At 37.6% G+C, this 12655-nt stretch carries 19 protein-coding genes, 1 tRNA gene and 1 pseudogene; 8 read left to right on the forward strand and 13 right to left on the reverse strand.

All coding sequences use genetic code 11. The annotated features are described in order from the left end of the window. Positions 1 to 8: 8 nt before the first annotated feature. The 6 genes and pseudogenes from ACK1U5_RS21215 to ACK1U5_RS21240 form a co-directional block, all read right to left on the reverse strand. Positions 9 to 242 (reverse strand): mersacidin family lantibiotic, encoded by a 234-nt coding sequence (locus tag ACK1U5_RS21215; protein ID WP_113710559.1) that lies wholly within the window; start codon positions 240 to 242, stop codon positions 9 to 11. Positions 243 to 272: 30 nt separating this feature from the next. Further along, positions 273 to 506, reverse strand: a complete 234-nt coding sequence (locus tag ACK1U5_RS21220) for a mersacidin family lantibiotic (RefSeq protein WP_000033704.1) — start codon at positions 504 to 506, stop codon at positions 273 to 275. A gap of 31 nt (positions 507 to 537) precedes the next feature. Continuing rightward, entirely contained in the window at positions 538 to 771 is a 234-nt protein-coding gene (locus ACK1U5_RS21225; RefSeq protein ID WP_113710558.1) for a mersacidin family lantibiotic, read from the reverse strand. A 30-nt stretch (positions 772 to 801) separates the two neighbouring features. Continuing rightward, positions 802 to 975, reverse strand: a pseudogene (locus ACK1U5_RS21230) (mersacidin family lantibiotic); the annotation flags it as partial. Between the two features lie 92 nt (positions 976 to 1067). Beyond that, entirely contained in the window at positions 1068 to 1301 is a 234-nt protein-coding gene (locus ACK1U5_RS21235) for a mersacidin/lichenicidin family type 2 lantibiotic (protein WP_000239231.1), read from the reverse strand. A 293-nt stretch (positions 1302 to 1594) separates the two neighbouring features. Next, positions 1595 to 1670 (reverse strand) — tRNA-Arg (locus ACK1U5_RS21240). A gap of 204 nt (positions 1671 to 1874) precedes the next feature. Between ACK1U5_RS21240 and ACK1U5_RS21245 the strand changes: the two genes are divergently transcribed. The 8 genes from ACK1U5_RS21245 to clpP all read left to right on the forward strand — a co-directional run bounded on the left by ACK1U5_RS21245 (position 1875) and on the right by clpP (position 6460). Further along, the gene (locus ACK1U5_RS21245) at positions 1875 to 2081 is read left to right on the forward strand and encodes a DUF1657 domain-containing protein (RefSeq protein WP_000216166.1); all 207 of its coding nucleotides are present in this window, start codon (positions 1875 to 1877) and stop codon (positions 2079 to 2081) included. A 93-nt stretch (positions 2082 to 2174) separates the two neighbouring features. Beyond that, positions 2175 to 2660 carry a YhcN/YlaJ family sporulation lipoprotein gene (locus ACK1U5_RS21250; RefSeq protein ID WP_001228546.1) on the forward strand — a complete coding sequence of 162 codons (486 nt, stop codon included), beginning with the start codon at positions 2175 to 2177 and terminating at the stop codon, positions 2658 to 2660. 29 nt (positions 2661 to 2689) lie between these two features. Beyond that, positions 2690 to 3166 (forward strand): stage V sporulation protein AC, encoded by a 477-nt coding sequence (gene spoVAC / locus ACK1U5_RS21255; RefSeq protein WP_000095399.1) that lies wholly within the window; start codon positions 2690 to 2692, stop codon positions 3164 to 3166. Continuing rightward, the gene (gene spoVAD / locus ACK1U5_RS21260; RefSeq protein ID WP_000938972.1) at positions 3167 to 4183 is read left to right on the forward strand and encodes a stage V sporulation protein AD; all 1017 of its coding nucleotides are present in this window, start codon (positions 3167 to 3169) and stop codon (positions 4181 to 4183) included. It abuts the gene before it with no gap. Then, positions 4180 to 4530, forward strand: a complete 351-nt coding sequence (gene spoVAE, locus ACK1U5_RS21265; RefSeq protein ID WP_000575919.1) for a stage V sporulation protein AE — start codon at positions 4180 to 4182, stop codon at positions 4528 to 4530. The genes spoVAD and spoVAE overlap by 4 nt, the downstream gene beginning before the upstream one ends. Positions 4531 to 4541: 11 nt before the next feature. Next, positions 4542 to 4748, forward strand: coding sequence for a DUF1657 domain-containing protein (locus ACK1U5_RS21270; protein WP_000215909.1), 207 nt, complete (start codon positions 4542 to 4544; stop codon positions 4746 to 4748). A 20-nt stretch (positions 4749 to 4768) separates the two neighbouring features. Beyond that, a complete protein-coding gene (locus tag ACK1U5_RS21275) occupies positions 4769 to 5638 on the forward strand; it encodes a DUF421 domain-containing protein (RefSeq protein ID WP_000018924.1) in 870 nt (289 codons plus the stop codon). Positions 5639 to 5878: 240 nt separating this feature from the next. Further along, entirely contained in the window at positions 5879 to 6460 is a 582-nt protein-coding gene (gene clpP / locus ACK1U5_RS21280) for an ATP-dependent Clp endopeptidase proteolytic subunit ClpP (RefSeq protein ID WP_001049162.1), read from the forward strand. Between the two features lie 397 nt (positions 6461 to 6857). Here the strand turns inward: clpP and ACK1U5_RS21285 are convergent, their stop codons facing one another. The 7 genes from ACK1U5_RS21285 to trxB all read right to left on the reverse strand — a co-directional run bounded on the left by ACK1U5_RS21285 (position 6858) and on the right by trxB (position 12643). Then, positions 6858 to 7106 (reverse strand): HPr family phosphocarrier protein, encoded by a 249-nt coding sequence (locus ACK1U5_RS21285; protein WP_000250307.1) that lies wholly within the window; start codon positions 7104 to 7106, stop codon positions 6858 to 6860. Between the two features lie 23 nt (positions 7107 to 7129). Then, on the reverse strand, positions 7130 to 8080 hold the full coding sequence (gene whiA, locus ACK1U5_RS21290) for a DNA-binding protein WhiA (protein WP_000006560.1): 951 nt from the start codon (positions 8078 to 8080) through the stop codon (positions 7130 to 7132). 88 nt (positions 8081 to 8168) lie between these two features. After that, complete coding sequence (locus tag ACK1U5_RS21295; protein ID WP_000712186.1) at positions 8169 to 9122, reverse strand: gluconeogenesis factor YvcK family protein; 954 nt, start codon at positions 9120 to 9122, stop codon at positions 8169 to 8171. Positions 9123 to 9125: 3 nt separating this feature from the next. Then, complete coding sequence (gene rapZ, locus ACK1U5_RS21300; RefSeq protein ID WP_000138459.1) at positions 9126 to 10007, reverse strand: RNase adapter RapZ; 882 nt, start codon at positions 10005 to 10007, stop codon at positions 9126 to 9128. Between the two features lie 20 nt (positions 10008 to 10027). Beyond that, a complete protein-coding gene (locus tag ACK1U5_RS21305) occupies positions 10028 to 10486 on the reverse strand; it encodes an NUDIX hydrolase (protein ID WP_001190080.1) in 459 nt (152 codons plus the stop codon). Positions 10487 to 10714: 228 nt separating this feature from the next. Further along, on the reverse strand, positions 10715 to 11521 hold the full coding sequence (locus tag ACK1U5_RS21310; RefSeq protein ID WP_000455196.1) for a DUF368 domain-containing protein: 807 nt from the start codon (positions 11519 to 11521) through the stop codon (positions 10715 to 10717). 165 nt (positions 11522 to 11686) lie between these two features. Then, positions 11687 to 12643, reverse strand: a complete 957-nt coding sequence (trxB, locus tag ACK1U5_RS21315; protein ID WP_001288078.1) for a thioredoxin-disulfide reductase — start codon at positions 12641 to 12643, stop codon at positions 11687 to 11689. Positions 12644 to 12655 lie beyond the last annotated feature (12 nt).

Consider the following 12655-nt stretch of genomic DNA (forward strand, 5'->3'; position numbering starts at 1 on the left):
TTTTTATTTTATTTACAAATCTTAATTGACGTTGTTAATCCTATAATTACTCCCACACAAAGTGGTGTTGTTTCTGGTTGTACATCTGATGCCCCTTGAATTTCCGCTAATTCTTCCTCACTTAATTCATTTAGCGCTTTTCCAGATGGGTGTTTCGGTAAGTCTTTTAACTTTTCTCTTACTTGTGGATCTTTCCACGCCTCTACTAACTCTTCTTTTGTGAACTTGTATTCTCTTGACATTTCATTCATCCTCTCGTTTTAGTTTTTATTTTATTTACAAATCTTAATTGACGTTGTTAATCCTATAATTACTCCCACACAAAGTGGCGTTGTTTCTGGTTGTACATCTGATGCCCCTTGAATTTCCGCTAGTTCTTCTTCGCTTAATTCATTTAGCGCTTTTCCAGATGGGTGTTTCGGTAAGTCTTTTAGCTTTTCTCTTACTTGTGGATCTTTCCACGCCTCTACTAACTCTTCTTTTGTGAACTTGTATCCTTTTGACATTTCATTCATCCTCTCGTTTTGGTTTTTTATTTTATTTACAAATCTTAATTGACGTTGTTAATCCTATAATTACCCCCACACAAAGTGGTGTTGTTTCTGGTTGTACATCTGATGCCCCTTGAATTCCCGCTAGTTCTTCTTCACTTAATTCATTTAACGCTTTACCCGATGGATGTTTCGGTAAATCTTTTAACTTTTCTCTTACTCGTGGATCTTTCCAAGCCTCTACTAACTCTTCTTTTGTAAACTTGTATCCTTTTGACATTTCATTCATCCTCTCGTTTTAATTTTTATTTTATTTACAAATCTTAATTGACGTTGTTAATCCTATAATTACTCCCACACAAAGTGGTGTTGTTTCTGGTTGTACATCTGATGCCCCTTGGATTTCCGCTAATTCTTCCTCACTTAATTCATTTAGCGCTTTTCCAGATGGGTGTTTCGGTAAGTCTTTTAGCTTTTCTCTTACTTGTGGATCTTTCTACGCCTCTACTAACTCTTCTTTTGTGAACTTGTATCCTTTTGACATTTCATTCATCCTCTCGTTTTGTTTTTTTATTTTTATTTACAAAGTTTAATTGACGTTGCAGGTAAAACCGTTAACCTTACACACATCGGTGTTGTAGCTACTTGCACATCTGATGCTCCTTGGACTTCCGCTAACTCTTCCTCACTTAATTCGTTTAGTACTTTCCCTGATGGATGGTTCGGTAAATCCTTTGATTTCTCCCTTACTTGTGGGTCTTTCCATGCTGCTACTAATTCCTCTTTTGTAAATTTAAATTTCTTTACCATTTCATTCCTCCTTTTATTTTTCTATTTATTTATTTGTTTGTTTGTTGTTCTCTACAGTTATAAATTTACAAGATTCAAAGTTTTTAGGTAACTTCGCAAAATTGCATATTTTTAACATTTTTAAAATAAAAAATTCCTAACCTACAAAATGTAAGTTAGGAATTTCAGCTCCGGATTCAACAGTAAATAAACAATAATAGGCTAACAATAACATCAAAAAAGCCCTTTGCACGTGGTATTTTTACTTACCACACAAAGGGCTTCTGCACAAAATAATATTAAAGCTTATATAACGCGCCCAGAGGGATTCGAACCCCCGGCAGACGTGGTACCGGAAACCACCGCTCTATCCGACTGAGCTATGGGCGCATGATTATAGAAAACACTTCATTTTCTTCTCATAATAATAGCAATAAAATCCATCTAAATCAATAAAAATATCCCCGTAATACCTTATGCATCTTAGCTAAAAGCATATAAAATCCATTCCACCCCTAAATTTTCCAATCATAAATTCTCCCCAACTCACAAATTATAATCTTTGAATTGATATTCCAAAGGGGGCTTCATTCAATGACTGTAATTACAAAATTAAAGCAGACTGTTTCTGGATTAAAAAGTGCACAAGCTAGCTTAGAGGGATTCGCTCTTGATACGGATAACCAACAAGCTAAGCAACTTTTCCAAACAGCTGCGCAGCAAACACAAACGATTATCGATTCTTTAAACCCACGTGTTGAAGAAGTCCAACAAGAAGAACCACAATACTCACAGCAATAACGAATCAATCTTGCTGTGAAATAGAAAAAGGATGATATGCAGTCATCCTTTTTCTATCACATTACATATTGCAATAGAAATGGAATGATAATTATGCGAAAACTCGGCCTCATAACCGCATTATTTGCACTTCTATTTAGCTCTTTTACCGGATGTGATAATAGTCCTTTAGATAAAAAAGTGAAAGAAGAAGCAAAACGAACGGAGAAAGAAAAAGGCCCAAAGTTAACAAAGACGAGTACGGAATCCTTTAATCAATCTATATCACAAGGAGCGAAGAAAAGAGCTCTCGCTATGGATGAAATTATAAAAAGCACAGCAGTGAATTCAAATTTAGATCTCTACATAGCAGTTACACCTGAGCATCACGAAAGGTTTGGATTAAAGCCGTTGCGCAGCAAACTTCAAAAGCAACTAAGTGATGAGCACCCTACTTTCGATGTTCGTGTCAGTACAGATAAAAAAATCTTTATGTTACTCGAAAAACTCGAAAGAAAAATTAAGGAAAAAGAAGTATCTAAAGATGAAATTAATAAACAATTAAAATTCATTGGTAAAAAAATGGAGTCTAACACTTAACGCTTTTTAAAAGAAAAGGAAGGATTGCAATGTCTAGTAAAGATAAAAACTTAACCCCTGTACAACAGGAGTATAAAAAATTCGAACAAGAACGCGAACCGAAACGACCTGTCTTAAAAAATTGTATAAAAGCCTTTTTCGTCGGTGGTTTTATTTGCTTCATCGGACAACTCATTTCTACTTTTTACATCACATATTTTGATTTCACTGAACGCTCAGCAGGCAATCCAACAGTCGCAACGCTCATTTTCATCTCCATGTTACTAACTGGATTTGGTATATACGATCGTTTTGGACAGTTTGCCGGTGCTGGTACAGCTGTACCTGTTACTGGATTTGGTAACTCTGTTATTGCCGCATGTATTGAGCATCGAACGGAAGGATTTGTCCTTGGCGTTGGCGGCAATATGTTTAAACTAGCTGGTTCTGTTATTTTATTTGGTGTATTTTCCGCTTTCGTCATCGCACTTATTAAAACTATTCTCGTTCAATGGGGAGGGCTATAAATGTTACAAGGACACCGAACGTGGGTATTTGAAAACAAACCAGTCATTATCTCAACAGGGGTTGTCGGTGGACCATTTGAAGCAAAGGGGAACATCCCAGAAGACTTCGATATCCTTCATGAAGATTTATGGCTCGGACAAGATTCCTATGAAAAAGCACATAAGATTTTATTCGAAGAAGCTTGTAGTCGCGCTACTGAAAAAGCAGAGCTTCGTAAAGATGATATTCAATTCGTACTCGCAGGAGATTTAATTAATCAAATTACTCCAACAAGCTTTGCTTGCCGCACACTTGGGACTCCTTATCTCGGATTATTCGGGGCTTGCTCTACTTCTATGGAAGGTTTAGCACTTGGGGCAAGTATCGTAAATGCAAAAGGTGCAAAATATTTATTAACTGGAGCTTCAAGCCATAATACAGCTGTAGAAAAACAGTTCCGCTACCCTACCGAATACGGTGGACAAAAGCCGCCTACTGCACAGTGGACAGTAACCGGAGCAGGAGCCGCTATTTTAAGCGATACTGGACACGGTCCAAGAGTAACCTCTGCAACAATCGGCCGAGTGGTTGATATGGGATTAACGGATCCATTTAATATGGGAGGCGCAATGGCTCCAGCTGCAGTTGATACAATTGAAGCCCATTTACGTGAACGTCAAATTGATGCCTCTTACTACGATTTAATCGTAACAGGCGATCTCGGACATGTAGGACGCGAAATTGCTTATGACTTACTACATAAACACGGAACGAAAGTAACGAGCGAACAATTTCAAGATTGCGGAATTATCATTTATAGAGAAGGACAACCTGTCATAGCTGGTGCTAGCGGACCTGGATGTTCCGCAACAGTCGTATACGGTCATTTATTAAACCGAATGAAAAGAGGAGAGTTCAAAAAAATACTTGTCGTTGCGACAGGCGCTTTACTATCTCCACTTACATTCCAACAAGAAGAAACGATTCCGTGTATCGCTCACGCCGTTTCGATTGAATTTGGAGGTGCAACGCAATGATTTTTTTCTGGGCTTTCGTCATTGGCGGACTTATATGTGTAATCGGCCAACTTATGTTTGATGTCGGCAAACTAACACCTGCTCATACAATGGCAACACTCGTTGTTGCTGGAGCTATATTAGATGGATTTAATTTGTATGAGCCATTAATTGATTTCGCTGGAGCCGGGGCAACTGTACCTATTACAAGCTTTGGTAATGCCCTCGTTCATGGCGCAATGGAAGAAGCTGCAAAACATGGCATCGTTGGCGTTATTACCGGCATGTTTAAAGTAACGAGCGCCGGTGTATCAGCGGCTATTATTTTCGGCTTCATTGGAGCATTGTTATTCAAACCGAAAGGATAAGAGGTGTTTATATGACTGTTATCGCTAGCGTAAAAACTTGCCTTGCTAGTGTAAGGGGCGCTCAAGCAAGTTTAAGCTCCCTTTCATTAAATTCACAAGACGAAGAATCAAAACGCGTATTTCATGAATGTATGTTAGAAATGGACAGCGTCATCGCTGATTTAAAGGATAGAATTTCAGTATTAGAACGTGAAGAACCTCAATATAAAGGGTTTTAAGTAGACTGGAGGAAACGACTATGTCTCACCTGCCGGAATGGACACTTGTCATTCTTCGCTCTGTATTCATATTAATTATTTTATTCGCTATTACGAAATGGTTAGGCAAAAGACAAATCTCTCAGCTTTCCTTTTTTGAATACATAGCCGGAATGACGATTGGTGACATCGCTGCCCAAGTATCTACAGGGCTCGATTCAAAATTTTTTCACGGCGTCTTTGCGATACTCATTTTCGCTGTGGTACCTTTTTTAACAGGAATCCTCTCTTTAAAGAACAAAACAGCTCGGGACTTCTTTGAAGGGAAATCTACCGTATTAATAAAAGACGGAAAGATACTCGAAGATAACTTAAAGAAAGAAAAATATACGAGTGACGAATTACTGGAACTTCTCCGTGGAAAAAGTGCGTTCAGCGTAGCTGAAGTCGAATTTGCTGTCTTAGAACCGAGCGGAGAATTAAATGTATTATTAAAGAAAGATTCCCAGCCACTTACAGCAAAAGACATCGGTTTAAAAGTACCAAACGAGAAAGAACCACAAACTGTTATTATGGATGGAAATGTACTAGATGAACCTCTTTCAGCAAGCGGACATAACCGCGCTTGGCTACATTCAGAATTAGAAAAACTCGGTGTTGTTATTGAAAATGTCTTCCTCGGTCAAGTGGATTCATACGGACAACTTACTATCGACATTTACAATGACAAACTCCAAATGCCTTCTCCTCAAAACAAACCTTTATTATTAGCATCTTTAAAAAAATGTCATGCTGATCTTGAACTATTTTCCCTAGAAACAAAGTCGAAATCAGCAAGCGAAATGTATAGTAAAAACGCGAAACAAATCGAAAAGATTTTAAATAAAGTAACCTATCTTTTAAAAGACTAATTATCGAAAGAACGCTTCAGTTAAAAGGCGTTCTTTTCTTTTTTCTCCAGTTTTCATAACGTTTAAATTTATGTAATTCGGTTATGATGTTGAAGATACATAAGCAGGGAATTTCGAAAACATAGCGAATATTTCATGGTACAACTACATATTTTTTTGATTTAAAGTGGTTTCGTTTGACCTTTATTGACCATAATTGTATTATAAGACTAAGAAAGCTTTATAAGGAGGAAATAACAGATGAATTTAATTCCTACAGTAATTGAACAAACAAATCGTGGAGAACGCGCTTACGATATTTACTCTCGACTATTAAAAGACCGCATCATTATGCTTGGTAGTGCAATTGATGACAACGTAGCTAACTCAATCGTTTCCCAGCTTTTATTCTTGGAATCTCAAGATCCAGAAAAAGATATTCACATCTACATCAACAGCCCTGGTGGTTCTATCACAGCAGGTATGGCAATCTATGATACAATGCAGTTTATTAAGCCACAAGTATCAACAATCTGTATCGGTATGGCAGCATCTATGGGTGCATTCTTACTTGCAGCAGGTGAAAAAGGAAAACGTTATGCACTTCCAAACAGTGAAGTAATGATTCACCAACCACTTGGCGGAGCACAAGGTCAAGCGACTGAAATCGAAATCGCTGCAAAACGTATCCTATTCTTACGTGAAAAACTAAACCAAATTCTTGCTGACCGCACTGGTCAACCACTTGAAGTACTACAACGCGACACAGACCGCGACAACTTCATGACAGCAGAAAAAGCTTTAGAATACGGTTTAATCGATAAAATCTTTACAAATCGTTAATTAATTTAAAGCGAAAGCGGCTCGTTTAGAATCGCAGGGCGATGGAGCACCTGATTCCGAGGCGCTTTTTGCCTCGAATGAAGGGGCGAAACAACCGGAGATTCTAGCCGCTGAAGCTAGATACATAAAAAAGCGCCCTATTACAGGGCGCTTTTTTATTATCATGCACCTCCGTCTGGATACCCACCTTGGTATTTACCTAAATATATCAGCGATTTTTCAAATATATCGACCGTAACTCCGATTATATCGGCGATTATTTTAATATATCGACGTTTCGACACCACTTATCGACTTACCGACAATTCTCGACAAGCACGTACCCCTTAAATACCCCTCCCCGCTAATTCGTACAGACAACAAAACAAAAAAGCTATCGCATATACGCGATAGCTTTTTATTGTACATATGCAGCTAATGCTTCTAAAGCCTCTTCTGCATCTGAACCTTCTGTTGTAATTGTTATCATGCTTCCAGTTCCAATTGCTAAGCTCATAATCCCCATTATGCTCTTTGCATTTACTGTCTTTCCATCTTTCTCGATGAAGATATCTGCATGAAAGCGATTTGCCTCTTGTACAAACAACGCAGCCGGACGTGCTTGTAAACCGTTTTTTAATGAAACCTGAACTCTTTTTTGAACCACAGCTCCATTTCCCCTTTAACCTCTTATTTTTTTGCTACCGTTTCCCCCGCGCGTAATTTCTCTGCAATTTCATCGATTTTACGCAAACGATGATTAATACCCGACTTACTAATCTTCCCCCCGGATACCATCTCACCTAACTCTTTCAATGTTACATCTTGATAATCTCTTCGTAATTGTGCAATCTCTTGTAGTTTATCCGGCAATATATCAAGACCAACTGTCTCATCAATGTAACGAATATTTTCAATCTGCCTTAGTGCTGCACCAATTGTTTTATTTAAATTAGCTGTTTCGCAGTTCACTAAACGATTTACAGAATTACGCATATCACGTACGATTCGAATATCTTCAAATCTTAAAAGTGCATTATGAGCACCTATAATATTTAAAAACTCTGTAATTTTTTCTGCTTCTTTCAAATACGTAATGTACCCTTTTCTTCTCTCCAGCGTCTTACTATTTAAATCAAATCCGTTCATCAGTTCACATATAGCATCATTATGTTCCTTATATAACGAAAAGATTTCTAAATGATAAGATGATGTTTCTGGGTTATTTACTGAACCACCTGCTAAAAATGCTCCGCGTAAATACGATCGTTTACAACATTTCTTCTCAATCAATTCTTGTGATATATTTCGAATAAATGAAAAGTCATCTCGAACGATATGAAGATCAGCTAATATTTCACGAGACTTCTCAACAAGCCGCACAATATATACATTATTTTTCTTCAAGCGCATTTTTTTACGAACAAGCAATTCTACCGTCACGTCATATCCTTTTTTCAAAAGCGTATAAATCCTTCTTGCAATTGCCGCATTTTCCGTTTGAATATCGATAGATAGACGACGGTTTGAAAAAGAAAGCGACCCGTTCATTCGAAGTAGCGCTGATAATTCTGCTTTCTCACAGCATTCCTTCATCTCAAGATTCGTCAACTCTTTCTTTGTTTCTGATGCAAATGACACAGTCAACACCTCCTTATACGATTATTGCGGAACAAAATTCTTGTCCTATATGAATGAGGAGCGCTACCTCAAACGAGGCAACGCATATTTATAACAATGAATATAAAATCGAAGCTAACTTTAACGTATCATGCCTTACAACATGATCATCATACTTCGCTAATCCCTCTTGAATAACATCAATATTATTTTCAACAAAACGTTCTTCATCCACTACAACTGGTGTAGACATTTCTTCATCATATAACTTACGTAATTCACAAGGAATCTCACGGTTATTTACAATTGCAGTATTGATAAATGGTTGCCCTAAATGATCGTGTAACGCCTGCACATGATCAAAAGCAGTATATCCCATCGTTTCACCCGCTTGTGTCATAACGTTACATACATATACCTTCTTCGCCTTTGCAGCAAGAACAGCGTCTCCAATTTTGTTAACAACTAAATTGGGTAATATACTCGTATACAAACTTCCTGGGCCGAAAACAAGTAAATCAGCTCGTTTAATCTCAGCCAACGTTTCATGCAATGGCTCTACATCTTCTGGAGTCAAAAAGACGCGATTAATCTTCTTTCCGTAATAAGGAATCTTTGATTCACCTGTTACAATTTCTCCATCTTCAAGTTCCGCATGAAGTACCGCACTTTGATTCGCTGCTGGTAATACACGTCCTCTGACATTTAATACTTTACTTGTTTCTGTAATTGCATGGAAAAAGTCGCCTGTAATCGAGGTCATACCTGCCAACAATAGATTTCCTAACGCATGACCTTTCAGTCCGTCTCCTGTTGTGAAACGGTGCTGAAATAAAGCTTCCACCAGTGGCTCTACATCCGATAACGCAACAAGTACGTTACGGATGTCACCTGGAGGTGGAATTTCTAGCTCATCACGTAATCTACCCGAACTACCACCATCATCAGCGATTGTAACAACTGCTGTAATATCAACAGGATATTGCTTTAATCCTCTTAATAAAACAGAGAGTCCAGTTCCGCCTCCCATGATGACAATTTTAGGCTTTCTCTCTTTTTTCATCCCTTAATGGCCCTTTCTCTTCTCCACATCACGATGAGATACATGAACACTATACTCTGGTTTCAAATGTTTCCCAAGGTATTCTGTAAGCGTAACAGAACGATGCTGTCCACCTGTACATCCAATTGCAATTACAAGTTGACTTTTGCCTTCTCTTTTATAATGAGGCAGCATGAAAGTAATCAGATCCGTCAACTTCTCTAAAAACTTATGTGTCTCATTAAATTTCAGTACATACGAAGAAACTTCTTCATCTAGTCCTGTTAATGGCTTCATGTGTGGAATGTAATATGGATTTGGTAAAAAACGAACATCAAATACTAAATCTGCATCAATTGGAATACCGTACTTAAATCCAAATGACATAACATTTACACGAAATGCTTGCTCAGTTTCTGTTGAGAACAAGTGAACAATTTTTTCACGTAATTCTTTTGGTTTTAAATCCGATGTATCAAGCACAATATTCGCTCGTGCCTTCATATCTGTTAATAAATTGCGCTCTGCTTCGATTCCCTTTAATGGCAAACCAGTTGGTGCAAGTGGATGCGAACGTCTCGTTTCTTTATAACGAGTTACAAGCGTACTATCTTTCGCATCTAAAAATAAAATATGAGGAATAATCCATGTACGTTCTGATAAATCATCAAGTGCTCCCCATAAATGTTCGAAAAACTCGCGGCCACGTAAATCAATACCAAGTGCCACTTTATTCATTTTCCCTTTTGAATCCGCCATAAGCTCAATAAACTTTGGCAATAACATCGGTGGTAAATTATCTACACAAAAATATCCTAAATCTTCAAAACTTTGTAAAGCTACTGTTTTTCCAGCTCCAGACATCCCTGTAATAATTACCATTTTTATATCATTATTCTCTGTCATCGTATCCTCTCCTTGACGGTTTAACTCGGATCTAATCGATATGAAAGCAACTCAAAATCTGGGGTATATACAAATGTACCGTAGATTATGCCATTTCCTTTAATTAAATAATCAATAATGTGATAATCTCCTGGCGCCATTGCTAAATCATCAATTTTATCAAATGTATGCCAACCAATGATGCCTTCTTCGCTCTCTAGTTTGTTTTCTCCTGCAAAATCTGTCGCTAAAAAGGAGAACATCATCCATTCAGAAACAACTTTATCACCTTCTTGGATGACAAAGGTGAAGACCCCCTTTAACGCTGGATTTTTCAAATAAATACCTGTTTCTTCGCGATATTCGCGAACAACGGAATCTCTTACAGTCTCACCACGCTCCATTTTCCCGCCTGGTGCAACCCACCAATTTCGGCGAGGTTTTTGGAGTAAGAGTACTTCATTATCTCTAATTAACACACAGTTTGTCACTCTTTGCATGTTTCTTCACCTCAGCTACTTGCAGTAAAATTCCTCACTGCATACTTCTTTCATTATACTATCAAAAACAGTTTGCTACAACGAAGGAGCCAGTCCTCTTTCGCTAAGCATATGCTACTCAGCAATTTTAAAAAGCTTTCTATAACAAGCAATGTAAATGCTTATACTTTTAATGAATAGCATGAAAAATCCCCTTAACGATTTTTATCGCCAAGGGGATTAAAGCCCTTATTTCTTACCGAAATAAGTAACAATCGCAAATCCTAAAATAAAGGTAATGATTGAACTTATAATTGAAAATCCACCAGTCGGAATCCCTGGGAATACAATTACAATCGAACCGATTACAAGTCCAATAATTGCCGCAAATGTCATACTTTTATAACGATCTAATAAAAAACTAATACCTTTACTACTTACAACAAATCCAACCATAACACCAGCACCGATAACCACGATTAAAGGTAAGTTAAGTGTAGTTAAAGCGTTAATTGCTGTTGGATACACACCAATAATTAATAAAATAAACGATCCACTAATCCCAGGAAGCAGCATGGCCATACTAGCCATCCATCCTGCGAAAAATAAACCAATTGCATTTAAAATTGTTAACGTCGTAATCGGATCTGCTGCCTTATCTGGTTTAAAGAAAGCTGTAATCGCAACAAGAATTGCTGCAACTATTAATAAAACGATGTGCTTACCTTTAAACGACGACTTTGCATCAGCTTCCCTCATTAACATCGGTAATATACTAATAATTAAACCGAGGAAGAAAAATTGAGTCGGTTCATAATGATTTGCAAGTAAATATTTAATAACGTGACTTAACGTTAAAAATGCAGCTGCCACACCAGCTGCAAGGGGAATTAAAAATCCTAAATGTTTTTTCCATTCACGACTAAAGAATCCACTAATTGCCGCAAGCAATTGTTCATAAATCCCTAACACAACAGCGATTGTACCGCCGCTCACACCAGGAATTAAATCACTAACGCCCATACAAAATCCACGATATATATTACGCCATTCCATACTGAATAAATTCCTCATTTCTTATAGTGATTTTTTCCGTAAAGTCCAGTATATCAATAAGAAAGCTTATAATCCTTATATTTTTTGACAAAACTTTGACATTTTCACACAAAAAAAGAAGAAAGCTCCTGTCGGTAGCTTTCTTCTCAAAAGGTATATTATCCCTTATTTTTCTGATACAGTTTTTAATTCCTCTAATAATTCTTCTACGTAATGTTGTGCACTTTGCGCTGCAATACTACCGTCACCTGTTGCAGTTACAATTTGACGAAGCATTTTTTCACGAACATCACCAGCTGCGAAAATACCAGGGATTTTCGTTTCCATACGCTCGTTCGTTTCAAGGTAACCATTTTCATTTGTAATACCTAGTTCAACAAATGGTTTTGATAAAGGTAACATACCGATGTATACGAATACGCCGTCAGTTTTGACTTCTTTCTCTTCTCCACTATTTACGTCCACAAGTGTTACACTTCCTACTTTACCACTTGCTTCGTTGATTTCTTTTATAGTGTGATTCCAAATGAAATCTACTTTTTCGTTTTGGAAAGCACGGTCTTGTAAAATTTTCTGTGCACGAAGCGTGTCACGACGGTGAACGATCGTTACTTTTGATGCGAAGCGTGTTAAGAACACACCCTCTTCAACAGCAGAATCTCCGCCACCAATTACGATAAGCTCTTTTCCTTTAAAGAATGCTCCGTCACATACTGCACAATATGATACACCGCGGCCGCCAAGTTCTGTTTCACCCGGTACACCAATTTTTTTATACTCTGCACCGCTTGCAACGATAATTGCACGTGCTTTATATTCTTTTTTACCAGCAATAATTGTTTTGTATTCTTTACCATCGATGACTTCTTTCACATCACCGTATGCATATTCAGCACCAAATTTCTTCGCATGCTCAAACATTTTATTTGATAAATCTGGTCCTAAAATAGACTCATAACCTGGGTAGTTTTCTACATCTTCCGTGTTTGCCATTTGGCCACCTGGAATACCACGCTCAAGCATTAATGTGCTTAAATTTGCACGAGATGTATATACTGCAGCTGTCATACCAGCTGGTCCTGCACCAATAATAACGACATCATAAATTTTTTCTTCTGACACACTATTCACTCC

The sequence above is a fragment of the Bacillus sp. XB1 genome, from assembly GCF_053557995.1.

Bases quoted from the DNA above. Each gene is read 5' to 3' on its own strand.
- ACK1U5_RS21215 (WP_113710559.1), bottom strand. From the start codon at position 242: ATGTCAAGAGAATACAAGTTCACAAAAGAAGAGTTAGTAGAGGCGTGG.
- ACK1U5_RS21220 (WP_000033704.1), bottom strand. From the start codon at position 506: ATGTCAAAAGGATACAAGTTCACAAAAGAAGAGTTAGTAGAGGCGTGG.
- ACK1U5_RS21225 (WP_113710558.1), bottom strand. From the start codon at position 771: ATGTCAAAAGGATACAAGTTTACAAAAGAAGAGTTAGTAGAGGCTTGG.
- ACK1U5_RS21235 (WP_000239231.1), bottom strand. From the start codon at position 1,301: ATGGTAAAGAAATTTAAATTTACAAAAGAGGAATTAGTAGCAGCATGG.
- ACK1U5_RS21245 (WP_000216166.1), top strand. From the start codon at position 1,875: ATGACTGTAATTACAAAATTAAAGCAGACTGTTTCTGGATTAAAAAGT.
- ACK1U5_RS21250 (WP_001228546.1), top strand. From the start codon at position 2,175: ATGCGAAAACTCGGCCTCATAACCGCATTATTTGCACTTCTATTTAGC.
- spoVAC (WP_000095399.1), top strand. From the start codon at position 2,690: ATGTCTAGTAAAGATAAAAACTTAACCCCTGTACAACAGGAGTATAAA.
- spoVAD (WP_000938972.1), top strand. From the start codon at position 3,167: ATGTTACAAGGACACCGAACGTGGGTATTTGAAAACAAACCAGTCATT.
- spoVAE (WP_000575919.1), top strand. From the start codon at position 4,180: ATGATTTTTTTCTGGGCTTTCGTCATTGGCGGACTTATATGTGTAATC.
- ACK1U5_RS21270 (WP_000215909.1), top strand. From the start codon at position 4,542: ATGACTGTTATCGCTAGCGTAAAAACTTGCCTTGCTAGTGTAAGGGGC.
- ACK1U5_RS21275 (WP_000018924.1), top strand. From the start codon at position 4,769: ATGTCTCACCTGCCGGAATGGACACTTGTCATTCTTCGCTCTGTATTC.
- clpP (WP_001049162.1), top strand. From the start codon at position 5,879: ATGAATTTAATTCCTACAGTAATTGAACAAACAAATCGTGGAGAACGC.
- ACK1U5_RS21295 (WP_000712186.1), bottom strand. From the start codon at position 9,122: ATGAAAAAAGAGAGAAAGCCTAAAATTGTCATCATGGGAGGCGGAACT.
- rapZ (WP_000138459.1), bottom strand. From the start codon at position 10,007: ATGACAGAGAATAATGATATAAAAATGGTAATTATTACAGGGATGTCT.
- ACK1U5_RS21305 (WP_001190080.1), bottom strand. From the start codon at position 10,486: ATGCAAAGAGTGACAAACTGTGTGTTAATTAGAGATAATGAAGTACTC.
- ACK1U5_RS21310 (WP_000455196.1), bottom strand. From the start codon at position 11,521: ATGGAATGGCGTAATATATATCGTGGATTTTGTATGGGCGTTAGTGAT.